Source organism: Pseudomonas sp. BE134, assembly GCF_031456105.1.
In the GTDB taxonomy this organism is placed as follows: Bacteria; Pseudomonadota; Gammaproteobacteria; order Pseudomonadales; family Pseudomonadaceae; genus Aquipseudomonas.
The window spans coordinates 74,315-92,731 of sequence record NZ_JAVDUA010000016.1 but is presented as its reverse complement, the minus strand read 5'-3'; the positions used below and the strand labels follow the sequence as shown (position 1 = coordinate 92,731).

The following is an 18,417-nucleotide window of genomic DNA, read 5'->3' as shown; positions in this document are numbered from 1 at the left end:
CGTTCGAAGAGGCAGTGCGCATGCACAGCCAAGGACGGACGCATTGCGCCCTTACTCTGAAACAGCCACCTGGTTTCGCCCGCGCGCCTTGGCCCGATAAAGCGCCTTGTCCGCATTGTTCATCAAACTTTGCAGATCATTGTCGTGGAACTCCATGGAGGCGACACCGAGACTGGCCGATATGCGGTGGACAGGGCTGGACATCAAACCACCGATAGCCTGGATCAGTTGCTCGGCCAAATTAACGGCAACCTCTATGGAGGTGTCTGGCAGCAGGATGGCGAACTCTTCGCCACCCAACCGGCCGAATACATCTGTTTCGCGAAAACAGCCACTGATGACGACACCCATTTGACGCAATACCTGGTCGCCGACCTGATGGCCGTAGGTGTCATTGATGTGCTTGAAATGATCCATATCCAGCATCACCACGCACAGTGGCAACCGCTTGTATTGGCAGTCATTGAACAGTTGCTGCGCGCGCTCGAAAAAAGCCCGGCGGTTTTTCAATCCAGTGAGTTCATCGGTTTGTGCGGCGTGCGTGGAAATGCGGTGCGCATGCTCCATTTCACGAGTCAGACGAAAAGCCGTTTCCAGGGCTTCGGACAGTTTGCGAGTCGCGCTGACGGCCAACGAGGCAAACACCAGGACGGCCAGCGCCATACCCAATTGCAGGGCCGTCGGCTGAAACAACAACCACAGCGTACACGGCAACAACACCAGGCCAATCGACGCTAACGTCATGTACCGATAGGACGAGTAACATGACACCGCGCTGACGGACATGCCGACGGCGAAGAGCAGGACCAGCGCCTGGGCCAGCAGGTCGTTTGCCGGCATGATCGCCAAAGCGCCTGCGCCCCAGATGCCGGCAGACAACATCAGTGTCACCCAGTACGTCTGCTCCCACCGTTCAGGTGTGCGCTCACTTTCCGGGCAGCGGAAATAGGCAATGAACATCAGGACGCGCAGTAACGACGAGGCGGTCAGCAGGCCAATCCAGCCGAACATGAGGCGGTGATCTATACGCTCCCAGCACAGACCACACAGCATGATCGCGGCAAAGTAACTGCCGAACACCGCAGAAACGGATTGGTGGAATAGCTGGCGCAAGCGGTCACCCCGCACTTGCGCGGTGATGAACGCCTCCTGATCGTGCCGAAATCCTGGGCGACCCATTTGATCCTCCTGATCATGATGCTGTGCCAAAAAACGATTGTGACACCCAGCCACCCGGGTGAACAAACGGATTACTGCTGCGGCGCAACCATCTTGAACCGGATATTGATGTCATCGGAAACGACGGCATCCGCATATTCACCGTCGCCGACTTTGAAATCGCTTCGCTTGAGCGTTAACTGGCCATCGAAGATCCCGACGGCTTTCTCCGCTTTGAGGTGGACCGGCACCGCTACTTCGCGGGTGACGCCTCTGAGTGTCAGCTTGCCGACAATCGTGTACTTGTCGTCACCGAGGGCTTTCACGTCGGTCGATTCAAAGGTCGCCACGGGATAAGCCGCCGAATCGAACCACGCCGGCTTTTGCAATTCAGCGTTGGCGTCACTGCTGCCGGCATTAATGCTGTCGAGCTGGATGGTGAGCGACGCATGGGCCGCTGCGGGGTTCGTCGTATCGAAATCAAGCGAGGCCTCGAACTTTTCAAACGTGCCATACACCCGCGAGCTGAACTGGTTGTACGTGAATGAGATCTTGCTCGCGGCTTGATTGACTTGCGTGTATTGAACCGCTTGGGCACAGGGCAAAAAGCCGAAGGTGAACAAAGCTGCCAGTACCGCGAGCCGCGGGAATCGAACAGTCATGGGATTCTCCGGTCAAGGCGTCCGGTCATGAGCCGATACGCCTGCACACGCAGGTCAGCGATAGGAGGACTAAAGCAAAGAACCAACGTTTCTTCCACCTGCTGCGCGGACTTCCGACCATCTGTCGGCCAACCCGGCCCAGCGCCCTGTCCTGCCACCTGCGCGGGTCTTTAATTACCGTTGCACTTGCCGCTTTCGGGAGAATGGACATGAAGATCGTCGTCATCGGAGGTACCGGGCTAATCGGCAGTAAAGTCTGCAAAAACCTGCAGGATCTAGGCCATGAAGCCTTCGCGGCGTCACCGAGTACCGGCGTGAATGTCATCAGCGGCGAAGGGCTGACGGAGGCGTTAAAGGGCGCCGACGTGGTGGTCGACGTGGCGAACTCGCCCTCTTTCGAGGACCACGCGGCGTTGCATTTTTTTGAAACCGCCGGGCACAACCTGTTCGCGGCGGAGAAGCTCGACGGCGTCAAACACCATGTGGCCCTGTCAGTTGTCGGCACCGAACGAATGCTCGACAGCGGTTATTTCCGGGCAAAAATGGCACAGGAAACGCTGATCAAAAAATCGGGCATTCCCTACACCATTGTGCGGGCGACGCAGTTCTTTGAGTTTATCCATGCCATTGCTCACTCCGGGCGTGAGGAAGGTGACACCATTCACCTGACGTCCGCCGCGTTGCAACCGGTGGCCTCGGCCGATGTCGCGGCGGCGCTGACCGCTATCGCGCTGAAGGCGCCTGCCAATCAGACCGTTGAAGTGGCTGGCCCTGATAACCGCCCTCTCGTTGAGTTCGCCAGCGATTACCTGAAACACACCAAGGACCCGCGCCAATCCATTGCGGACGACACGGTTCCTTACTTTGGTGCGCCGATAAATGATCAGTCACTGACACCGGGCGCCAACCCCATCGTCGGCGCGACCCGGTTTCAGGACTGGCTCAAAACTCACTAGGCGACTGCAAAAAAAACGACCTCCTTTGATACAGGCATTAGTTGCCTGCACAAAGGAGGTCGCTTCTGTCAGGCTCTGAACTGGCCTGTAAGGTTTACTCGTTTAACTAACTTAACAAGCGCCCGCGAAAGTCCGCGGAGATGCAACGGCGTAGTTCGGTTGTTTCGCCCGTTGAGTCAATGCAAGCATCGTCAGGAACCCCAGTGCAATCAGCACCGGATAGGCCATCAACAGTTCAGTCAGGGAATACTTCCAGGCCAGCGGTCGCCCGATGCCCAACATGGCCGCATACATCCAGGACACTGCCGACAGCGAGCCGCAGAACAGCGCCAGCATCCGGGCGCTGAACTCGAGATTGAGCAATGAACCTGCCTTTTGCAGAGCGGGCAAAACCAGGCGATGCAACACGACACCGTTATAAGTCAGCAACGCAACAATAATGACTTTGGCTTGAAGTTTTGGATTCATGAAGTAGTTCATGCCTTTTTCCAGGTAATCTATACCGATGATCGCGGTACCGGTTACCCACAAGCCTATCAACGCAACAACCACAGACTTCTGAAGACTTTCCATGTGAGCATTATCATGCTCGGTTAATGTTTTTCGCTTAAACAAATCTCTGACCATCGCAATATCACTGGTCAACACCAAACCAATGGCGACACAACAGGCAACCAAATGGACATAAACAACGCCCATTCGTAAAAACTCCATGAATTCTTTATTTTCAATAAGGCTCATAATTGTATTTATCGCCACGGTACGTTCTCCACCTTTATTCGACAGTACTGATCAATGCTCTACAGGTTATGAACTTATTCCAAAACACCTGTTCGATCTACTGATTCAAGATAAGCCAAATCATAGACCTGGCACGGCTAAGTTCATTGACTCGCAAGGCGAACCAACAATCTGCTTAAGTGTTTCTCCCGGGATACAGTAAAAAAAATCCCCATAGCATTCGATGCACATGAGGTTCACTTTTCCACTTCTTTACTGCGGCTTTTACTACGACTAAGGGGTGCAGGTCATGAATGACCGCTGATGAATGAGAGCCCTAGAATACTCGAATGTTCATTTTCCGAGCACACTACCGACAAACGGTAGTTAGAATTTGTGACTTGTCGCGCCGACACTAAGTCATCAACTTCCCTGACAGGCCCATGACCACTGGCCTGCTGAATTTATATCGACTTCATCATAAAGTTATTGGATCCACTAGTTGCCGACGCTACCAAAGGGTATGTAATAGCGAGCGGCTCGCATTCTGGACACAACACCTAAAACAGTCATACTTTTTACATGGGTAACTCTCAGGGTGGATCGGCGCAGTCTTCTTTCGCCCAGGCCCGATGCAACAGCCTGATGACTTGCGCATCCGAGGTCTGGGAAAAATCCATGTACCAATGCCCGATCGACATCAACCATTCAGGCATGATCGGGCAGATCAATTCATCCACTTCACTGCGCAACGCCTCGACTGTTTCGGGTGGTCCTACCGGCACCGCGACTACGATGCGAGACGGCGCATGCGCCCGCGCCGCACGTATAGCTGCCATCATCGAGGCGCCTGTCGCCAGGCCATCGTCGATCAGAATCACCACTTGATCCTTGAGTTGCACCGGCGCGCGCGCTCCCCGGTAAACCTGCTCGCGCCGCAACAGCTCGCGCGTCTCCCGCGCAACCACCGCATCGAACGCGGCGGGATCAATCGGATGTGCCCGCAGTGCTTGTTCATTGAGAATCTGCACGCCGCCGCTGGCTATCGCGCCCATGGCGAACTCCTCATGCGATGGCACTCCGAGCTTGCGCACCAGCAACAGGTCAAGGCGAACGTCCAGCGCCGTGGCCACTTCATAGGCCACCGGCACGCCGCCACGGGGCAAGGCGAGAACGATCACTTCCGGGCGATGAGCGTACGCGAGCAACGGCGCCACCAGACGCCGACCGGCCGCTGTCCGGTCCTGTAAAACGATGTTCGAGGGGGGACTCATTTGAAAACCTCCTCAGGCAATTACGCCCGTCGGTTTCATCACGCAGTCCCGAAGAATTGTCGGCCTGACCGTGGCCGACATCAAGCGGCGCCGCTACACCAATCGCTGGATTTTCTGATGCCGCCAAACGAAGCGGTAATACGCCGTCTGCAACGCCAGCATCCCCAGGTACGCCACCGGAAACGCCATCCACACGCCCTGCAAACCAAAATGCCCGTCCAGCACATACGCCACCGGCAACTGCACCAGCACCACGCAAAAAATCGACACCGCCATCGGCACCAACACGGTGCCACTGGCGCGCATGATGCCACCGACAATCGCCTGGAAGCCAAACACCAACAGACTCCAGAGCATGATGTGCAACAAGTGTTCGGCCATTGCTCGCGTGGCGTCATCGGTCAGGAACAGCCCCAGCAACCAATGCGACAACAGGTAACCGAGCAGCACCAACCCGCCGGTCAGGCACACGTTGATCAGCAGCCCCGTGCGCAAAATCGGCCCCATGCGCTCGATGTGCCCTGCCCCAATCGCCTGGGCCCCGAGAATCGACGCCGTGATCGCAATCGACAACGCCGGAAACTGCACGTAATTGACGATCTGCGTCACCGCCCCATACGCCGCCGTCGCTTGCGAGCCGTGCTGATTCACCAGCGCCAGAATCACCAGTTCCGACACCGACAACACCACCATCTGCAACCCGGTCGGCAAGCCGATGCGCAACACCTTGCCGAGAATTACCCGATCCAGCTTCATCGCCGCAAACATCTCCCGGTCTGGCGCCAACGGATGCCCCTTGCGAATCAGCCGCCATGCCAGCCACCCCATCGCCGACAAATTACCCGCCAACCCCGCGTACGCCGCACTCTGAATGCCCATTATCGGCAAGCCGAGCCAGCCACGAATCAACGCTGGCGTCAGCGCCAACCCGATACACGTCGACACCACCAACGCAATCAGCGGCGACACCGTGTCGCTCACCCCGCGCAGCAATTGCGTAAACAGCACATAGACCAGCAGCGACGGCATGATCCACATCATCACGTGGGCGTAGGACACCGCGTCGTCCAGCACATCGGCCGGTGTACCCAAACCCTGCAAGGCTGGCCTGGCGAACACACTGCCCAGCACCGCGGCGGACAACCCGATCATTGCGCCCAACAGCAAGGTGGTCGCGGCAATGGCCTTGACCAGATGAGGCTCACGCGCGCCCCAGGCCTGACCGATCAACACACTGGCACCCGCGCCGAGGCCGATGACCAAGGCGATAAAGAAGAAGACGATGGGGAACATGCCTGACACGGCCGCCAGGGCTTGGGTGCCGAGCATCTGGCCGATGTAGATGCTGTTGACGGTGCCTGACATCGATTGAAGGAAGTTCGACAGGACCATCGGGGCGAGGAACAGGAGGTAGGTTTTCCAGAGAGGGCTGGATTGTGCGGGGGTTTGCATGGAGGGGCCGTCTCGGATGGGGGCGCGGTTTGGGGATTCTACGCCAGGGCAGCGCTATCAGACCGCTCTTGTTCAGAGGATTTGGAGAGAATGGAAAGGTATGTCTGCTAGCAGTTATTCACTCAGCGCATGACGGGGCAATGCCATTGAAATCAACGCTGCAAGCAGCACGAACGCACTCGATATCCATAGGCACGCCCCCAGCCCGGACACCTGGTAAACCCAGCCGGAAAGCACCGTGCCCATCAACCGCCCCAAGGCGTTCGACATGTAATAAAACCCCACATCCAGCGAAACGCCGTCTTCCTTGGCGTAGGACACGATCAGATAGCTGTGCAATGACGAATTCACTGCGAACAGCACGCCAAAAATCATCAACCCACCCAACAGCACGGCCTGTGGCGACAGCCCGGTGTTCAACCCGAGCGCGATGGCGGCCGGCAGCCCCGCCAATGCAAGTGCCCATAAAAACGCCGCACGACCATCCGGTACGTGCCCACGCGTCTTTCCGGTGATGTTGGGCGCGAGGGATTGCACAATGCCGTAACCAATCACCCAGGCCGCCAGGAAGCCGCCAACCTGCCAGAAGTCCCAGCCGAAGACGCTGCTCAGGTACACTGGCAAGGCCACCACAAACCAGACATCACGGGCACCGAACAGGAACATGCGCGCTGCCGAGAGGATATTGATCGCCCGGCTTTTGGACAGGATGTCGCGAAATTTTGGCTTGGCTTTGGCCTTGCCCAAGTCCTTCTTCAACAGGATCAAGCTGCTGATCCAGATCAGCGCCAGGGTACCCGCCATGACCAGCAAGGCACCTTTGAAACCGATCAAGGCCAGCAAGGCTCCGCCCAGAAAGAAACCGACACCCTTGAGCGCATTCTTCGAGCCGGTGAGGATCGCCACCCACGTGTAGAGCTTGCCCTGCTGCCCATCCGGAACCAGCAGCTTGATCGAGCTTTTGGCGCTCATCTTGTTCAGGTCTTTGGCAATTCCCGAGAGTGCCTGCGCGCCCATCACCCATGGGATGGTCAGCCAGGCGACAGGAACCGTCAGCATCAACAGCGCCGCGACCTGGAGGCCCAGCCCGATGTTCATGGTCCGGTTCAGTCCCAGCCGGGCACCGAGGTAGCCTCCCACCAGGTTGGTGATCACGCCAAAGAGTTCGTAGAACAGAAACAACGCCGCGATTTGAAGCGGGCTGTAGCCTAACGCGTGAAAGTGCAGCACCACCAACATGCGCAAGGCGCCATCGGTGAGGGTGAAGGCCCAGTAATTGCCCGTGACGAGCAAGTACTGCCGCACTTGCGGCGCGAGGGCTGACAACGCTTTCATGACCGCTCCTTAAACCGCCCCACCGACCATTCTGGCCAGTTCGACGGTGCGGTTGGCATAGCCCCATTCGTTGTCGTACCAGGCATAGAGTTTGACCTGGGTACCGTTGATCACCATGGTCGACAGCGCATCAATGATCGATGAGCGCGGATCGGTACGGTAGTCGATGGACACCAATGGACGCTCTTCAAAACCGAGAATGTCTTTGAGTCCATTCTCGGAAGCGTCCTTGAGGAACTGATTGACCTCTTCGGCAGTGGTGGCCCGTTCGACTTCAAAGACACAGTCAGTCAGCGAAGCATTGGCCAGCGGTACACGCACGGCATGACCATTGAGGCGTCCGCGCAGTTCCGGGAAGATTTCAGCGATGGCCGTCGCCGAGCCGGTACTGGTTGGAATCAGGCTCATACCCGAAGCACGCGCACGGCGCAGATCCTTGTGCGGCTGATCGAGGATGCTTTGGGTGTTGGTCAAGTCGTGGATGGTGGTAATCGAACCGTGGCGAATGCCCAGCTTTTCGTGGATCACTTTCACCACTGGCGCCAGGCAATTGGTGGTACACGAAGCGGCGGTGACGATGCGATGTTGCGCCGCGTTGAACAGCTGATGATTGACGCCCATGACGATGTTCAACGCGCCCTCTTCCTTCACGGGAGCGCTGACCACTACGCGCTTCACCCCTTGGTCGAGGTAAGCCTGAAGCACGGCGACGGTTTTCATCTTGCCGCTGGCTTCAATCACCAGATCACAGCCCGACCAATCGGTATCGGCAATCGCCCTGTTGGCCGTTACCTTGATGCGTTTGCCGTCGATGACGATGTTGTCGCCTTCGCAATCGGCCTGGTCATTCCAACGGCCATGCACCGAGTCGAAGTTCAGCAGGTGCGCATGAGTCGCCGCGTCACCTGCCGGATCGTTGATCTGCACGAACTCAAACTCCGGCCAGCGCCAGGCTGCTCGCAAAGCGAGGCGACCGATTCGGCCAAAACCATTGATGCCAACTTTGATCGTCATGTTGTTGTGCTCTGTATCTGCTGTCAGTGGGAGTTCGACCGGGTGTCCTCAGATGGAGCGCTGATTGACACGTTTCATGAGTTCTTCTGCCGACTCTTTGCGCTCGGAATAACGATCAACCAGATAGTCCTGACGGTCACGAAGCAGCAGCGTGAATTTCACCAACTCCTCCATCACATCAACGACACGGTCGTAGAAGGGAGAAGGTTTCATCCGGCCGTTATCGTCGAATTCCATATAGGCCTTCGGCACAGAGGACTGGTTGGGGATGGTGAACATACGCATCCAACGTCCCAGCACCCGCAGCTGATTAACCACGTTGAACGACTGCGAGCCACCGCACACCTGCATGACGGCGAGGGTTTTGCCCTGGGTCGGGCGTACGGCGCCCATGGCCAGTGGCACCCAATCGATCTGCGCTTTGAACACTGCGCTCATATTTCCGTGACGCTCTGGAGAGCACCAGACCTGGCCCTCTGACCACAACACCAAGTCGCGCAGCTTTTTCACACGTGGGTGATCATCTGGTGCGTCATCTGGAAGCGGCAAGCCGGATGGATTGAATATCCGCGTCTCGGCGCCGAAGTGCTCCAGCAATCGAGCGGCTTCCTCTACCAGCAGACGACTGAAAGACCGCTCACGAGTCGATCCGTACAACAGCAAAATGCGTGGCTTGTGGGTGGAGGTCTTTTCGATACCGAGTTTGTCTGCAGACGGGAGGTCAATCAGACCGGCATCGAGTTGGGGCATATGGTCATCAAACATAGTCATTGTCCTGCGCAATGGCGCTCTTGGGTTCATCGAGCGATCTCGTAGTCGAAGGCGCTATCAGGCGATCTTGCTTTCACAGCAGGCCCGTGCCCGTTGAGGACGGTCACCCATTCCATCAAGGCGTTTGGTGTCAGGGCTTAACCAATGCGCGTTGCGTTCAAGCACGGTGGTCAGCACTTGATGGACCCAATCAGGGAGAGTTGGGTGCAGTCGGTAATAAACCCATTGGCCTTGCCGACGGTCAGACAGCAAACCGCAACTGCGCAACTGCGCGAGGTGTCTGGAGACTTTTGGCTGACTCTCATTCAACGCGCAGGTCAGCTCGCAAACACACAGCTCTCCTTCACGGGTGATGAGCAGCATTGTGCGCACCCGAGTGTCGTCAGCCAGGCATTTGAAAACAGTGGTGGGTGTCAGAGGGTCAGTCATTTCGTTTCTCAGTGTTTGTATCTGACTGATCGAAACGCTCTCCTGCGCAAGGACACGGGCTTTGCTGGTCAGAGTGAAGTCACAGCCCATATACGGGAAAACGAATATATGGCTTTCCGCATATAAGGTAAATAGCCGACTCCAGATTAATCCATCGAGGCCACCAAAAACTTGAAAAGCCACAGCACTCCCATCCCGACCGCCAGCGTCAGGACAGTATTTCGAGTCTGCCAAGCGACCCACGCAGCAATAATGGCAGCGGGTATCTGAGGGTTATTCAACACGAATTCACTCTGCCCATTGGGGTACACCACGGCAGGTAGTACAAGGGCTGCCAGCACACTCGCCGGAACATAAAGCAAGGCTCGACTCAGCAGCGCCGGAATTCGCAATCGACCATAGAGTTCGATAAAGGAAAGTCGCATGGCGAACGTTCCCACACCGACCGCCAGGAACAGCCCCCACAAAGCCAAATCACTCATTGCGGCTCCCTCTCGACGTCATGGGGCTGCGCCTCGCGCAATGGGCTTTTGCGAAAACGCTCGATCAGTAGAGCCGCCATGACACCGCCGATGGAAGCGGTTACCAGCCCAAGGTTATAGGGCATATCGACCGCAAACACGGCAAGCAGCCCGCCGACCGAGGCGGCGCCCAGACTCGCCGCGCTACGTATGCCAGGAACCAGAAGCGCCAGGAAAGAAAGCGGTATGGCAAAGCTTAAGGACCAGGTATCGGGGATGCTTGCGCCCAGGTAAACGCCCGCCAATACCGACAGTTGCCATGTCAGCCACATGGCAATAGCGGTGCCAGCATAGTAGTGGTGTGCGAACTGCCCCAGCTCCCCAGAGGAAAGCTTGAGACTGGACAGTGCGTAGGACTGGTCAGAAAGCATGTAGGACAGCGGCCATGTCCAGCGCCGGGGTAAATGATGCAGATGGGGGGCCAGTGACGCGCTGTACATGATGAAGCGCAAGTTGATGACCAGGGCCGTGACCACAATCGCCAACGGCACAACGCCCGTATGGAGCAGTTGCAGTGCGACCATTTGCGCGGATCCTGAATAGAACAGCAGCGTCATGCCCATGGTGGTGCCAGGTGACAGGCCCAAATTGATTGCCATGACCCCCGTCAGCAAGCCGAATGGAACGACACCGGGACTCAATGGAAGGAGCGCCCGGACGCCTTGCATAAACGCTTCCCTTCCTGTTCGGTAAGGCATTTCTACTCCTCTTTTTTTTGTGTGCTCGCCGGCCGCTCTGATTCCGGGCCGCCGAGGCGTTGCGCCTGCCGCAATGCGGCCTGAGCGGAATTTTATATTCAACAATACCAAACCTTAGAGAATATTTAACGTCCACTCTCTAGAAGCAGTAATTATGCCCATCGGACCAATCAGTTCAGCCTACATCCCTCAAGCGAGCGTAACGCCCAAAGAATCCAACACCGCGCCTACCAAACCTGATCCCAAAGCGATGTCGCACGGTTCACATATACTCATCGCCACTACCTTTCAAAAAATCAGCCAGGCCACTTCAGCACTGGACAAACTCGCCGTAAAAATCCAGGACTCCAAAGTCACACTCGAAACACTGAGAAAAGCTACTTACGAAAGCGTCGACGGTCGTTCTAACACAGAAAGAGGACCGTTAAGAAAAGACGCAACCAAAGAGGACAACCAAAAATATAATCATCTATTAAAAGAGTTTGGCGTACTGGAAGCCAGCATCAAGCAACGCACAGACCAAAACAGTTACCTTAATATGGACCTACTCCTGCAATCGCTCAAGGCCCAGCCTCTCCACGACGACTTCAACAGTCTCATGGGCCCACAAGTTCCAGCTTATATTTATAAAGGCAATGCTTTAATCCCACCCCAACAAATCGCCGAGGCCTTTGAATGCATCACCCACTCTACATCAGCGATTGATGAACTCGCAGCGAAACTCACGGAGTTTGAGATCGATCTCAGGGATTTGAGATTAACGACATACGAAAACATTGACCTGCACACAAACCTGACAAAAGCACCATTAACACAGGAAGAAATGAAAAAAGCCCAAAAAAACTACATCGACAAACTGTATGAGTTCAATGCGCTGAGAACCAACACTCAAGAGCTGTCAGAGGGGAATCCTTACTTCAATATGGATTCTATTCTGCACATTCACGAGAGCTCGCCCATCTATGGTGATCTTGATGCCCTCAATAGTGGGCAATCAATACCTAACCTAAAATATAGCGACAGGGCCGGCTCAATGGACATTGATTTTTCAAAATTGGGCTAGTCAGGAATGTAAGTGCAACACTCTATTAGCCTCGGCTTGAGACAGGCTAATTGGCGCCTCCTTTTCAAACCAGCAACTCGGTGATCCACCGGGCCTGCCGGGCGATGTCCTGCACCTTTTCCTCGGGCACGGCCTGCCGCGCCCGGGCGAAGTGACTCAGGGTCTTGTGCTTCTCGCGCAATATGCGCTGCCACTTGATCAGGAACGCGGGGCTGCGGGCCTGCATCTGCAGCGGGCCGAAATACAGTTCCTCGTCGGTGTACATTACCGGCCCGTCGCGCTCGGCGACGATGATTTCGTAGTCGAAACAGTTTTCCCGCAGCAATTCCTCGCAGAGGATGCGGTAGCCATTGTCCATTAGCCATTGGCGCAGCGGCTGCTCGCCTCCGTTGGGCTGCAGGATCAGACGCTCCTGGCCACTCAGGTGCGCCTTGCCGTTGTCGAGAATGTCGCGAATCGTCTCGCCGCCCATGCCACAGATGCTAATCGCGGTGATCCCGTCTCCCGGCTCGATCGCCGCCAGGCCATTGGCCAGGCGCACGGTGATCTGCTGGTCGAAGTCGTTCTCGCGCACGGTGCGCTCGGCCGAGCGAAAAGGCGTCAATGCCACTTCGCCGGCCACCGCCGCTTCGATGACACCCCGGCGCATCAACGCTACCGGCAGGTAGCCGTGATCCGAACCGATATCGGCCAGGCGCGCACCTGCCGGCACATGGGCTGCCACGCGCTCCAGGCGCATGGACAATGTCTGTTCGTTCAACTGCTATTCCTTTTCACCACAAACGCCCGGCACCTTAGCCAGATCGGGAGGCGATTCTGCCGGGCAACGCCGTGCAATTCAAATCCCTGCGACCACGGCCATTAACTGCGCTCCAGCCAGGCACTGGCGATTTCTTCACGCGTGGCGAACCAGACCCCACCGTAACGCATCAAGTCGACAAGGAAACCCTTCCTATCCCGGCAAACTCAACTTCCACTTGAACCCCCGCCGACGCCCAGTAGATTCCGGTCCAGCTACCACAAGCCACCAGGTCATCGGCTCGCAAGGGGGTGCCCAGTGCTGCAGCGTGACGCGCCAGCCACGGCAGCGAACTCAGCGGCTCACCGAATGGATGGCTGCCAACGCCGACGAACTCAGGCTCCCCAGCCACCCGCAACGCCACCTGTTGTCTTGACCAATCCGGCATTTCCCCCAGCGTTTGCGGTGCACCGAGTACCAGAGCGCGGTTGAGTTGCTGGTCGGCCAGCCGAAGCAGTGGCGCGGCCTGATCGCCCTGCAGCCAGCGCGTGCCACACAGTTCGATGCCTGGCATCCACACATCGACCGCCGCACAGGCCATGGCCAGATCAGTGTGCTGGTCGAGGTCGCGCGACAGGCGCACGATCAGTTCTCCCTCGATCCCGAAACCGAAGGCATCGCCCGGCGGAACCTGCCAACCCGACGGGTGTACCGCCATTGCCGGTACCCCGGCGGCGCTGATCAGCCCTCCCGGAGCGCCGCCCAGTTTCCAGGCCGCTGGCGGCCCGGAGGCAAACCAGCCGAGGGCATCCGCTACCTGGTGCTGCACGGCATAGGCTTCGGCTTCGCTAGCCAGTTCCAGGGTTGGCAACGGTTGTTGGCGCCCCTCACGCCAACCACGAATCAGGATGGCGGCCACCTGCGCGACCGCACTCACAATGGCAACTCAGTCTTACGTCGGCGCCGTTGCGCGGGCGCCGGGCGCTCGCACGGCAGAAACTGGCCGCGACCAGCCTCACCGCGCGGCTCGCCGTCCCAGACCACCTCACCGCGAGACAGGGTCATGGCCGGCCAGGCGCTCAGCGTCATGCCGGCGTAAGGCGTGTAATCGACGTTGTGGTGCAGCATTTCGTTGCACAGCTGCACCGACTCACCTTCGTTCCAGATCACCAGGTCGGCATCAGCACCAATAGCGATGCTGCCCTTGCGCGGATACAGCCCATACATCTTGGCGGCATTAGTGGAAGTCAGCGCAACAAAGCTTTGCGGGGTAAGGCGCCCACTGCGCACGCCTTCGGACCAGAGCAGTGCCATGCGGGTTTCGACACCGGGAATGCCGTTGGCGATCTGGTCGAACGACACCTCTTCACCGTGGGCCTTCTTGCCATTCGGGCCATCGAAGCGAAAGGGTGCGTGGTCTGACGAGAAAATCTCGAATGAGCCGTTCTCCAGCCCATCCCAGATCACCTGCTGGTTTGCGGCATCGCGCGGCGGCGGGCTGCAGATGCATTTGGCACCTTCGAAGCTGTCGTCACACCCCAGCGAGTCGGCGGTCAGGAACAGGTACTGCGGACAGGTTTCTGCGTACACCTTCAACCCCTGGCTCTGGGCCCAGCGAATCTGCTCCACGGCCTCGCGACCCGACACGTGCACGATCAGGATCGGCACGTCCACCAGCTCGGCAAGGGCGATGGCACGATGGGTCGCTTCGCGTTCCACCAGCATCGGCCGCGACGCGCTGTGGTAGCGCGGCGCAGTCAGCCCGGCCGCCAGTAGTCGCTCGGTAAGCCAGGCGATGCAATCGCTGTTCTCGGCGTGAAGCATCACCATGGCGCCCTCACGGCGCGCGACCGACAACGTCTCGAGAATCTCCCGGTCGCCCAGCTTCAGCGCATCGTAGGTCATGTAGATCTTGAACGATGTATAGCCTTCAGCAATCAAGGCCGGCAGTTCTTCACGCAGCACCTGCGGGGTGGGGTCGGTGACGATCAGGTGGAAGGCATAATCGATCACCGGCTTGTTACCCGCCCGACGGTGGTAGTCATCGACGGCAGAGCGCAGGCTTTCGCCCTTCTGCTGGCAGGCGAACGGGATGACGGTGGTGGTGCCGCCGCAGGCCGCCGAGACCGTGCCGCTGAAGAAGTCATCGGCCATCACCGAGCCGTCGCCAGTCGGCTGGTCGAGGTGCACGTGGCTGTCGATGCCACCGGGGGTGACATGCCGGCCTGCCGCGTCGATTTCCTGGTGACCTTGCGGCAGGTCCAGGCCAAGGGAGACGATGCGCCCATCACGAATACCGATATCGCTGGTGAACGTGTCCGCGGCGGTTACCACGCGCGCGTTGCGAATCACCGTATCAAAAGGTTGCATATCAGGCCTCTTCCAGAAGTAACCGGCCCCAGCCGGTCAGGCGGCGCGTGCCTACGCCCGTGGTTTTCAACATGTCCCAGACCACTGTAGAAACGGTGTCGAATACCGGCTTGGTTAACCAGCACCTCGTCCAGCGCCTGCTCGTGGGTGCCACTCAATCAAGCTCGTTCAAGCCAGGCACGCGCGATTTCTTCTCGTGTAGCGAACCAGACCCCACCGTGTTGCCTGGCATATTCGATGAATTGCTTGATCGCCCTCACCCGCCCGGGACGGCCCACCATGCGTGGGTGCAACCCGATCGACATCATGCGGGGGCCTTCAGCGGACTCCTCATAAAGGACCTCGAAGCTTTCTTTCATGTACTCGAAAAAGTCCGATGCCTGGGACAGACCCGGCGAGTTCCAGTAGCGAAAATCGTTCACGTCGGCGGTGTAAGGCACCACGAGGTGACGCTGACCCTCGACCTCGACAAAGTAGGGAACATCGTCGTTGTAGGCATCGGAATCGTAGAGAAAGCCGCCCTCTTCCACGACCAGCCGACGTGTGTTGACGCTGGCACCATACCGGCAATACCAGCCAACAGGACGCTTGCCACAGGTGCGCTCGAATGACTCGATCGCCAGGCGCATGTGTTCACGCTCCTGCTCTTCGGTCAGGCGAAAGACTTCCTCCCAGCGATAGCCGTGGCTGCAAATTTCATGACCACCGGCTACCGCCGCATGGGCGACATCGGGGTTCTGCTCAAACGCAACTGCGCAGGCATGAAACGTCGCGCGAACCGATTGTTGGTCGAGGATATCCAGAATTCGCCAGATCCCGACGCGGGAACCGTACTCATACATCGACTCCATCGCCAGATTGCGGGTGCCGTCGGGTATTGAATAGCTGCCCCATTCGGTCATCGACTCCTGGTCCGGGTCGCCCATGGCCAGCGAGCGCTCGGAACCTTCTTCGTAGTTAATGACGAGGCTGATGGCCAGACGCGCACCATTGGGCCAAGTGCCTTGGGGGCGTTTTTTACCGTAACCGATCAAATCGCGGGCAGGTGAAACCATCGGGATGTACTCCTGAAATTCTGGCTATTGGATCAAGGGTAAAAACTGGGGTTTAACAGTCGATATCGTTCAACCGGTCATGACTCAGGGAACCCCACTCGCGAAAGGCCAGCCCCATGGCCAGGGTTTGGGCAATGCAGAACGAAGCCGTGAGAGAACGAAAGCCCAGTAACTCGGCGTCGTTGACCTCAATGACCGTATCGGCCATCTGCCCGATAGGGCTGAGAACGCTGTCAGTGATCGCAACCAGCGTCACACCCGCTTCCCTCGCCTGACGACAGGCCTCAACGGTGTCACGGGCGTACGGCGGAAAGCTGACGGCGATCAACAGATCATCATCGGCAATCGCACTGACCTGTTCGGGCAACGTGCCGCCCGCGCCACTGATGTGCACGGTGCGCTGACCAACGCGGCTCAACGCATAACTGAGGTACGCAGCCACCGGAAACGCGCGGCGCATGCCGATGACGAAGGTGGTGCGAGCGGCTTGCAAGTGGGCGATAGCGGCTTCGATATTGGCCTGTTCGCCGCCCTCCGCCAGGTGCTCCAGAGAAACGATATTGGCCTGGCTGAATTCCCGCAGAATCCCGCCGACATCACTTGGATCTTCCAGCAAGGTTTCACCGCCGTAGTGGCGGATTCGCTCGCTATAGTGGGTGTCGGCAGCCTGTTGCAGCGGTGCGCGGAACAACCGCTGCAAATCCTTGAAACCTGAAAAGCCAAGGGCCTGTGCCAGCCGAATATAAGCCGAAGGTGCGATGTTTGAACGCTTACCCAGTTCGGCCACCGTGCTGAGTGCGACCTCATGCGGGTTGTCGATCAGGAATCGTGCCGCATCGCGCAGGCGACCTGTCAGTTGTTCGTGCTGGGCGGCGATATTGTCACGCAGCTCTGCAAGGGTTTCAGGTAAGGCCATAGGGAAGGCTCGTAAAAATTAAAAGTGTGTGCGTCGATCAACGTAACGCCGTGATGGCTTGATCCAGCGCAGTGATGAGCCGGTCGACTTCTTCCAGCGTGTTGTAATGCGCCAACGACACCCGCACTACCCCGCCAAACCGGTCCAGCCCAAGGGCTTCGATCAGTCGCCGCGCATAGAAATCACCAAAACGGATACCGATCCGGTGCTCATCGACCCTGCGCACTACCGCTTCGGACTGAACGCCCTCGACCACGAAACTGATCGTAGGCACCCGATGGCGTGTATGGGACTTGCCGATGATTCGCACACCCTCGCGCTGACGTAAAAACGCCAGCAAACGCTCGGCGAGCAGATCTTCCTGCACTTCGAAGGCATCGAAAGCCGCCTGCATGCGTTTACGCTCGCTGCCTTCGGCGCCAATCCGGGTGCTGATGTCGAGCAGGTAATCGCAAATGCCGATGCAGCCGAAGGACAACTCATAGTTGACGTTACCGGGCTGCAATTTGTAAGGCACTACGTCCTGGCCGATAAAGAAATGGTTGAGGCTCGGCAACTCCAGCAACAGATACCGACGTCCCCACAGCACAGCGAAGTGCGGACCGAAGGTTTTGTAGAAGCTGTAGACGTAGAAATCGGCGCCGCTGGCCTGCACATCCACCAGACGGTGTGGCGCATAAGCGACGGCGTCCACGCACAGCTTGGCGCCTGCCGCATGGACACGCCGCGCAACCTCGGCCACTGGATTGACCGAACCGAGAATATTCGAGGTGTGGGTCATGGCCACATAACGGGTGTTGTGATTGAGCAGGACCTGCAGGTCATCCAGTTCAAGCTCGCAACTATCAGGGTTGACCTCCCACACACGCAGGGTCGCACCACGGCTTTCGCAAAGCCTGACCCATGGGCCGATGTTCGCTTCGTGATCGCAATTGGTGACGATGATCTCATCGCCCGCAACGATTGACGGAGCGATGGCACGACACAGAATTTGCAGCAAGTGGGTGGTAGAGCCGCCCATGATCACTTCTTCGGGATGCTCGGCGTTGATCAATTGCATCACCGCGTGACGCGCTTGCATCACGCGCTCACCGGCGTCGACAGAAGCCTGGTAGGAAGCGCCCAGTTGCACGCTGCTGTTGAGCAGGTAATCGCTGACCCGCTCGGCCACGGTGCTCAGCACCATTGAGCCACCGGCGTTATCCATGTACGCATAACCGCCGGCGAGACCTGGAAATTGCTTGCGAACGTAATCAATATCGAGAGGATTCACTCTACTTTTCT

General features: G+C 57.8%; 19 protein-coding genes. 2 read left to right on the top strand and 17 right to left on the bottom strand.

Translation table 11 applies throughout. The annotated features are described in order from the left end of the window. Window positions 1-51: 51 nt before the first annotated feature. Window positions 52-1,179 carry a diguanylate cyclase gene (locus J2Y56_RS15165; RefSeq protein ID WP_310351047.1) on the bottom strand — a complete coding sequence of 376 codons (1,128 nt, stop codon included), beginning with the start codon at window positions 1,177-1,179 and terminating at the stop codon, window positions 52-54. A 71-nt stretch (window positions 1,180-1,250) separates the two neighbouring features. Continuing rightward, on the bottom strand, window positions 1,251-1,820 hold the full coding sequence (locus tag J2Y56_RS15160; RefSeq protein ID WP_007948821.1) for a YceI family protein: 570 nt from the start codon (window positions 1,818-1,820) through the stop codon (window positions 1,251-1,253). Window positions 1,821-2,029: 209 nt separating this feature from the next. Here J2Y56_RS15160 and J2Y56_RS15155 point away from each other — a divergent pair, with 209 nt between their 5' ends. Then, complete coding sequence (locus J2Y56_RS15155; protein WP_310351042.1) at window positions 2,030-2,776, top strand: SDR family oxidoreductase; 747 nt, start codon at window positions 2,030-2,032, stop codon at window positions 2,774-2,776. A 111-nt stretch (window positions 2,777-2,887) separates the two neighbouring features. Here J2Y56_RS15155 and J2Y56_RS15150 read toward each other — a convergent pair whose 3' ends face one another. From J2Y56_RS15150 to J2Y56_RS15110, 9 genes are all read right to left on the bottom strand, one after another. Further along, window positions 2,888-3,535 (bottom strand): hypothetical protein, encoded by a 648-nt coding sequence (locus J2Y56_RS15150; protein WP_150780721.1) that lies wholly within the window; start codon window positions 3,533-3,535, stop codon window positions 2,888-2,890. A 554-nt stretch (window positions 3,536-4,089) separates the two neighbouring features. Beyond that, on the bottom strand, window positions 4,090-4,770 hold the full coding sequence (locus J2Y56_RS15145; RefSeq protein ID WP_310336952.1) for a phosphoribosyltransferase family protein: 681 nt from the start codon (window positions 4,768-4,770) through the stop codon (window positions 4,090-4,092). Window positions 4,771-4,863: 93 nt separating this feature from the next. Further along, entirely contained in the window at window positions 4,864-6,222 is a 1,359-nt protein-coding gene (locus J2Y56_RS15140; RefSeq protein WP_310351038.1) for an MATE family efflux transporter, read from the bottom strand. 114 nt (window positions 6,223-6,336) lie between these two features. Continuing rightward, window positions 6,337-7,557 carry an organoarsenical effux MFS transporter ArsJ gene (gene arsJ / locus J2Y56_RS15135; RefSeq protein ID WP_310351036.1) on the bottom strand — a complete coding sequence of 407 codons (1,221 nt, stop codon included), beginning with the start codon at window positions 7,555-7,557 and terminating at the stop codon, window positions 6,337-6,339. A 9-nt stretch (window positions 7,558-7,566) separates the two neighbouring features. Beyond that, window positions 7,567-8,571: an ArsJ-associated glyceraldehyde-3-phosphate dehydrogenase gene (locus J2Y56_RS15130; RefSeq protein WP_007948811.1), complete on the bottom strand. Its 1,005-nt coding sequence runs from the start codon at window positions 8,569-8,571 to the stop codon at window positions 7,567-7,569. A 48-nt stretch (window positions 8,572-8,619) separates the two neighbouring features. Continuing rightward, a complete protein-coding gene (gene arsH / locus J2Y56_RS15125) occupies window positions 8,620-9,336 on the bottom strand; it encodes an arsenical resistance protein ArsH (protein ID WP_007948810.1) in 717 nt (238 codons plus the stop codon). Between the two features lie 63 nt (window positions 9,337-9,399). Continuing rightward, entirely contained in the window at window positions 9,400-9,771 is a 372-nt protein-coding gene (locus J2Y56_RS15120; protein ID WP_310336944.1) for a metalloregulator ArsR/SmtB family transcription factor, read from the bottom strand. Window positions 9,772-9,917: 146 nt separating this feature from the next. Then, on the bottom strand, window positions 9,918-10,253 hold the full coding sequence (locus tag J2Y56_RS15115) for an AzlD domain-containing protein (RefSeq protein ID WP_007948808.1): 336 nt from the start codon (window positions 10,251-10,253) through the stop codon (window positions 9,918-9,920). Beyond that, on the bottom strand, window positions 10,250-10,990 hold the full coding sequence (locus tag J2Y56_RS15110) for an AzlC family ABC transporter permease (protein WP_007948807.1): 741 nt from the start codon (window positions 10,988-10,990) through the stop codon (window positions 10,250-10,252). The genes J2Y56_RS15115 and J2Y56_RS15110 overlap by 4 nt, the downstream gene beginning before the upstream one ends. A gap of 154 nt (window positions 10,991-11,144) precedes the next feature. Here J2Y56_RS15110 and J2Y56_RS15105 point away from each other — a divergent pair, with 154 nt between their 5' ends. Next, complete coding sequence (locus J2Y56_RS15105; protein WP_310336942.1) at window positions 11,145-12,053, top strand: hypothetical protein; 909 nt, start codon at window positions 11,145-11,147, stop codon at window positions 12,051-12,053. A gap of 64 nt (window positions 12,054-12,117) precedes the next feature. Here J2Y56_RS15105 and J2Y56_RS15100 read toward each other — a convergent pair whose 3' ends face one another. The 6 genes from J2Y56_RS15100 to J2Y56_RS15075 form a co-directional block, all read right to left on the bottom strand. After that, complete coding sequence (locus tag J2Y56_RS15100) at window positions 12,118-12,813, bottom strand: tRNA (adenine(22)-N(1))-methyltransferase TrmK (protein ID WP_310351032.1); 696 nt, start codon at window positions 12,811-12,813, stop codon at window positions 12,118-12,120. A 169-nt stretch (window positions 12,814-12,982) separates the two neighbouring features. Continuing rightward, window positions 12,983-13,729, bottom strand: coding sequence for a fumarylacetoacetate hydrolase family protein (locus J2Y56_RS15095; RefSeq protein WP_310351029.1), 747 nt, complete (start codon window positions 13,727-13,729; stop codon window positions 12,983-12,985). Next, entirely contained in the window at window positions 13,726-15,162 is a 1,437-nt protein-coding gene (hydA, locus tag J2Y56_RS15090; RefSeq protein ID WP_310351026.1) for a dihydropyrimidinase, read from the bottom strand. The genes J2Y56_RS15095 and hydA overlap by 4 nt, the downstream gene beginning before the upstream one ends. A 158-nt stretch (window positions 15,163-15,320) precedes the next feature. Next, the gene (locus J2Y56_RS15085; protein WP_007948801.1) at window positions 15,321-16,217 is read right to left on the bottom strand and encodes an allantoinase PuuE; all 897 of its coding nucleotides are present in this window, start codon (window positions 16,215-16,217) and stop codon (window positions 15,321-15,323) included. A gap of 52 nt (window positions 16,218-16,269) precedes the next feature. After that, a complete protein-coding gene (locus J2Y56_RS15080; RefSeq protein ID WP_007948800.1) occupies window positions 16,270-17,133 on the bottom strand; it encodes a MurR/RpiR family transcriptional regulator in 864 nt (287 codons plus the stop codon). 37 nt (window positions 17,134-17,170) lie between these two features. Beyond that, a complete protein-coding gene (locus tag J2Y56_RS15075) occupies window positions 17,171-18,406 on the bottom strand; it encodes a cysteine desulfurase-like protein (RefSeq protein WP_007948799.1) in 1,236 nt (411 codons plus the stop codon). Window positions 18,407-18,417: the final 11 nt, after the last annotated feature.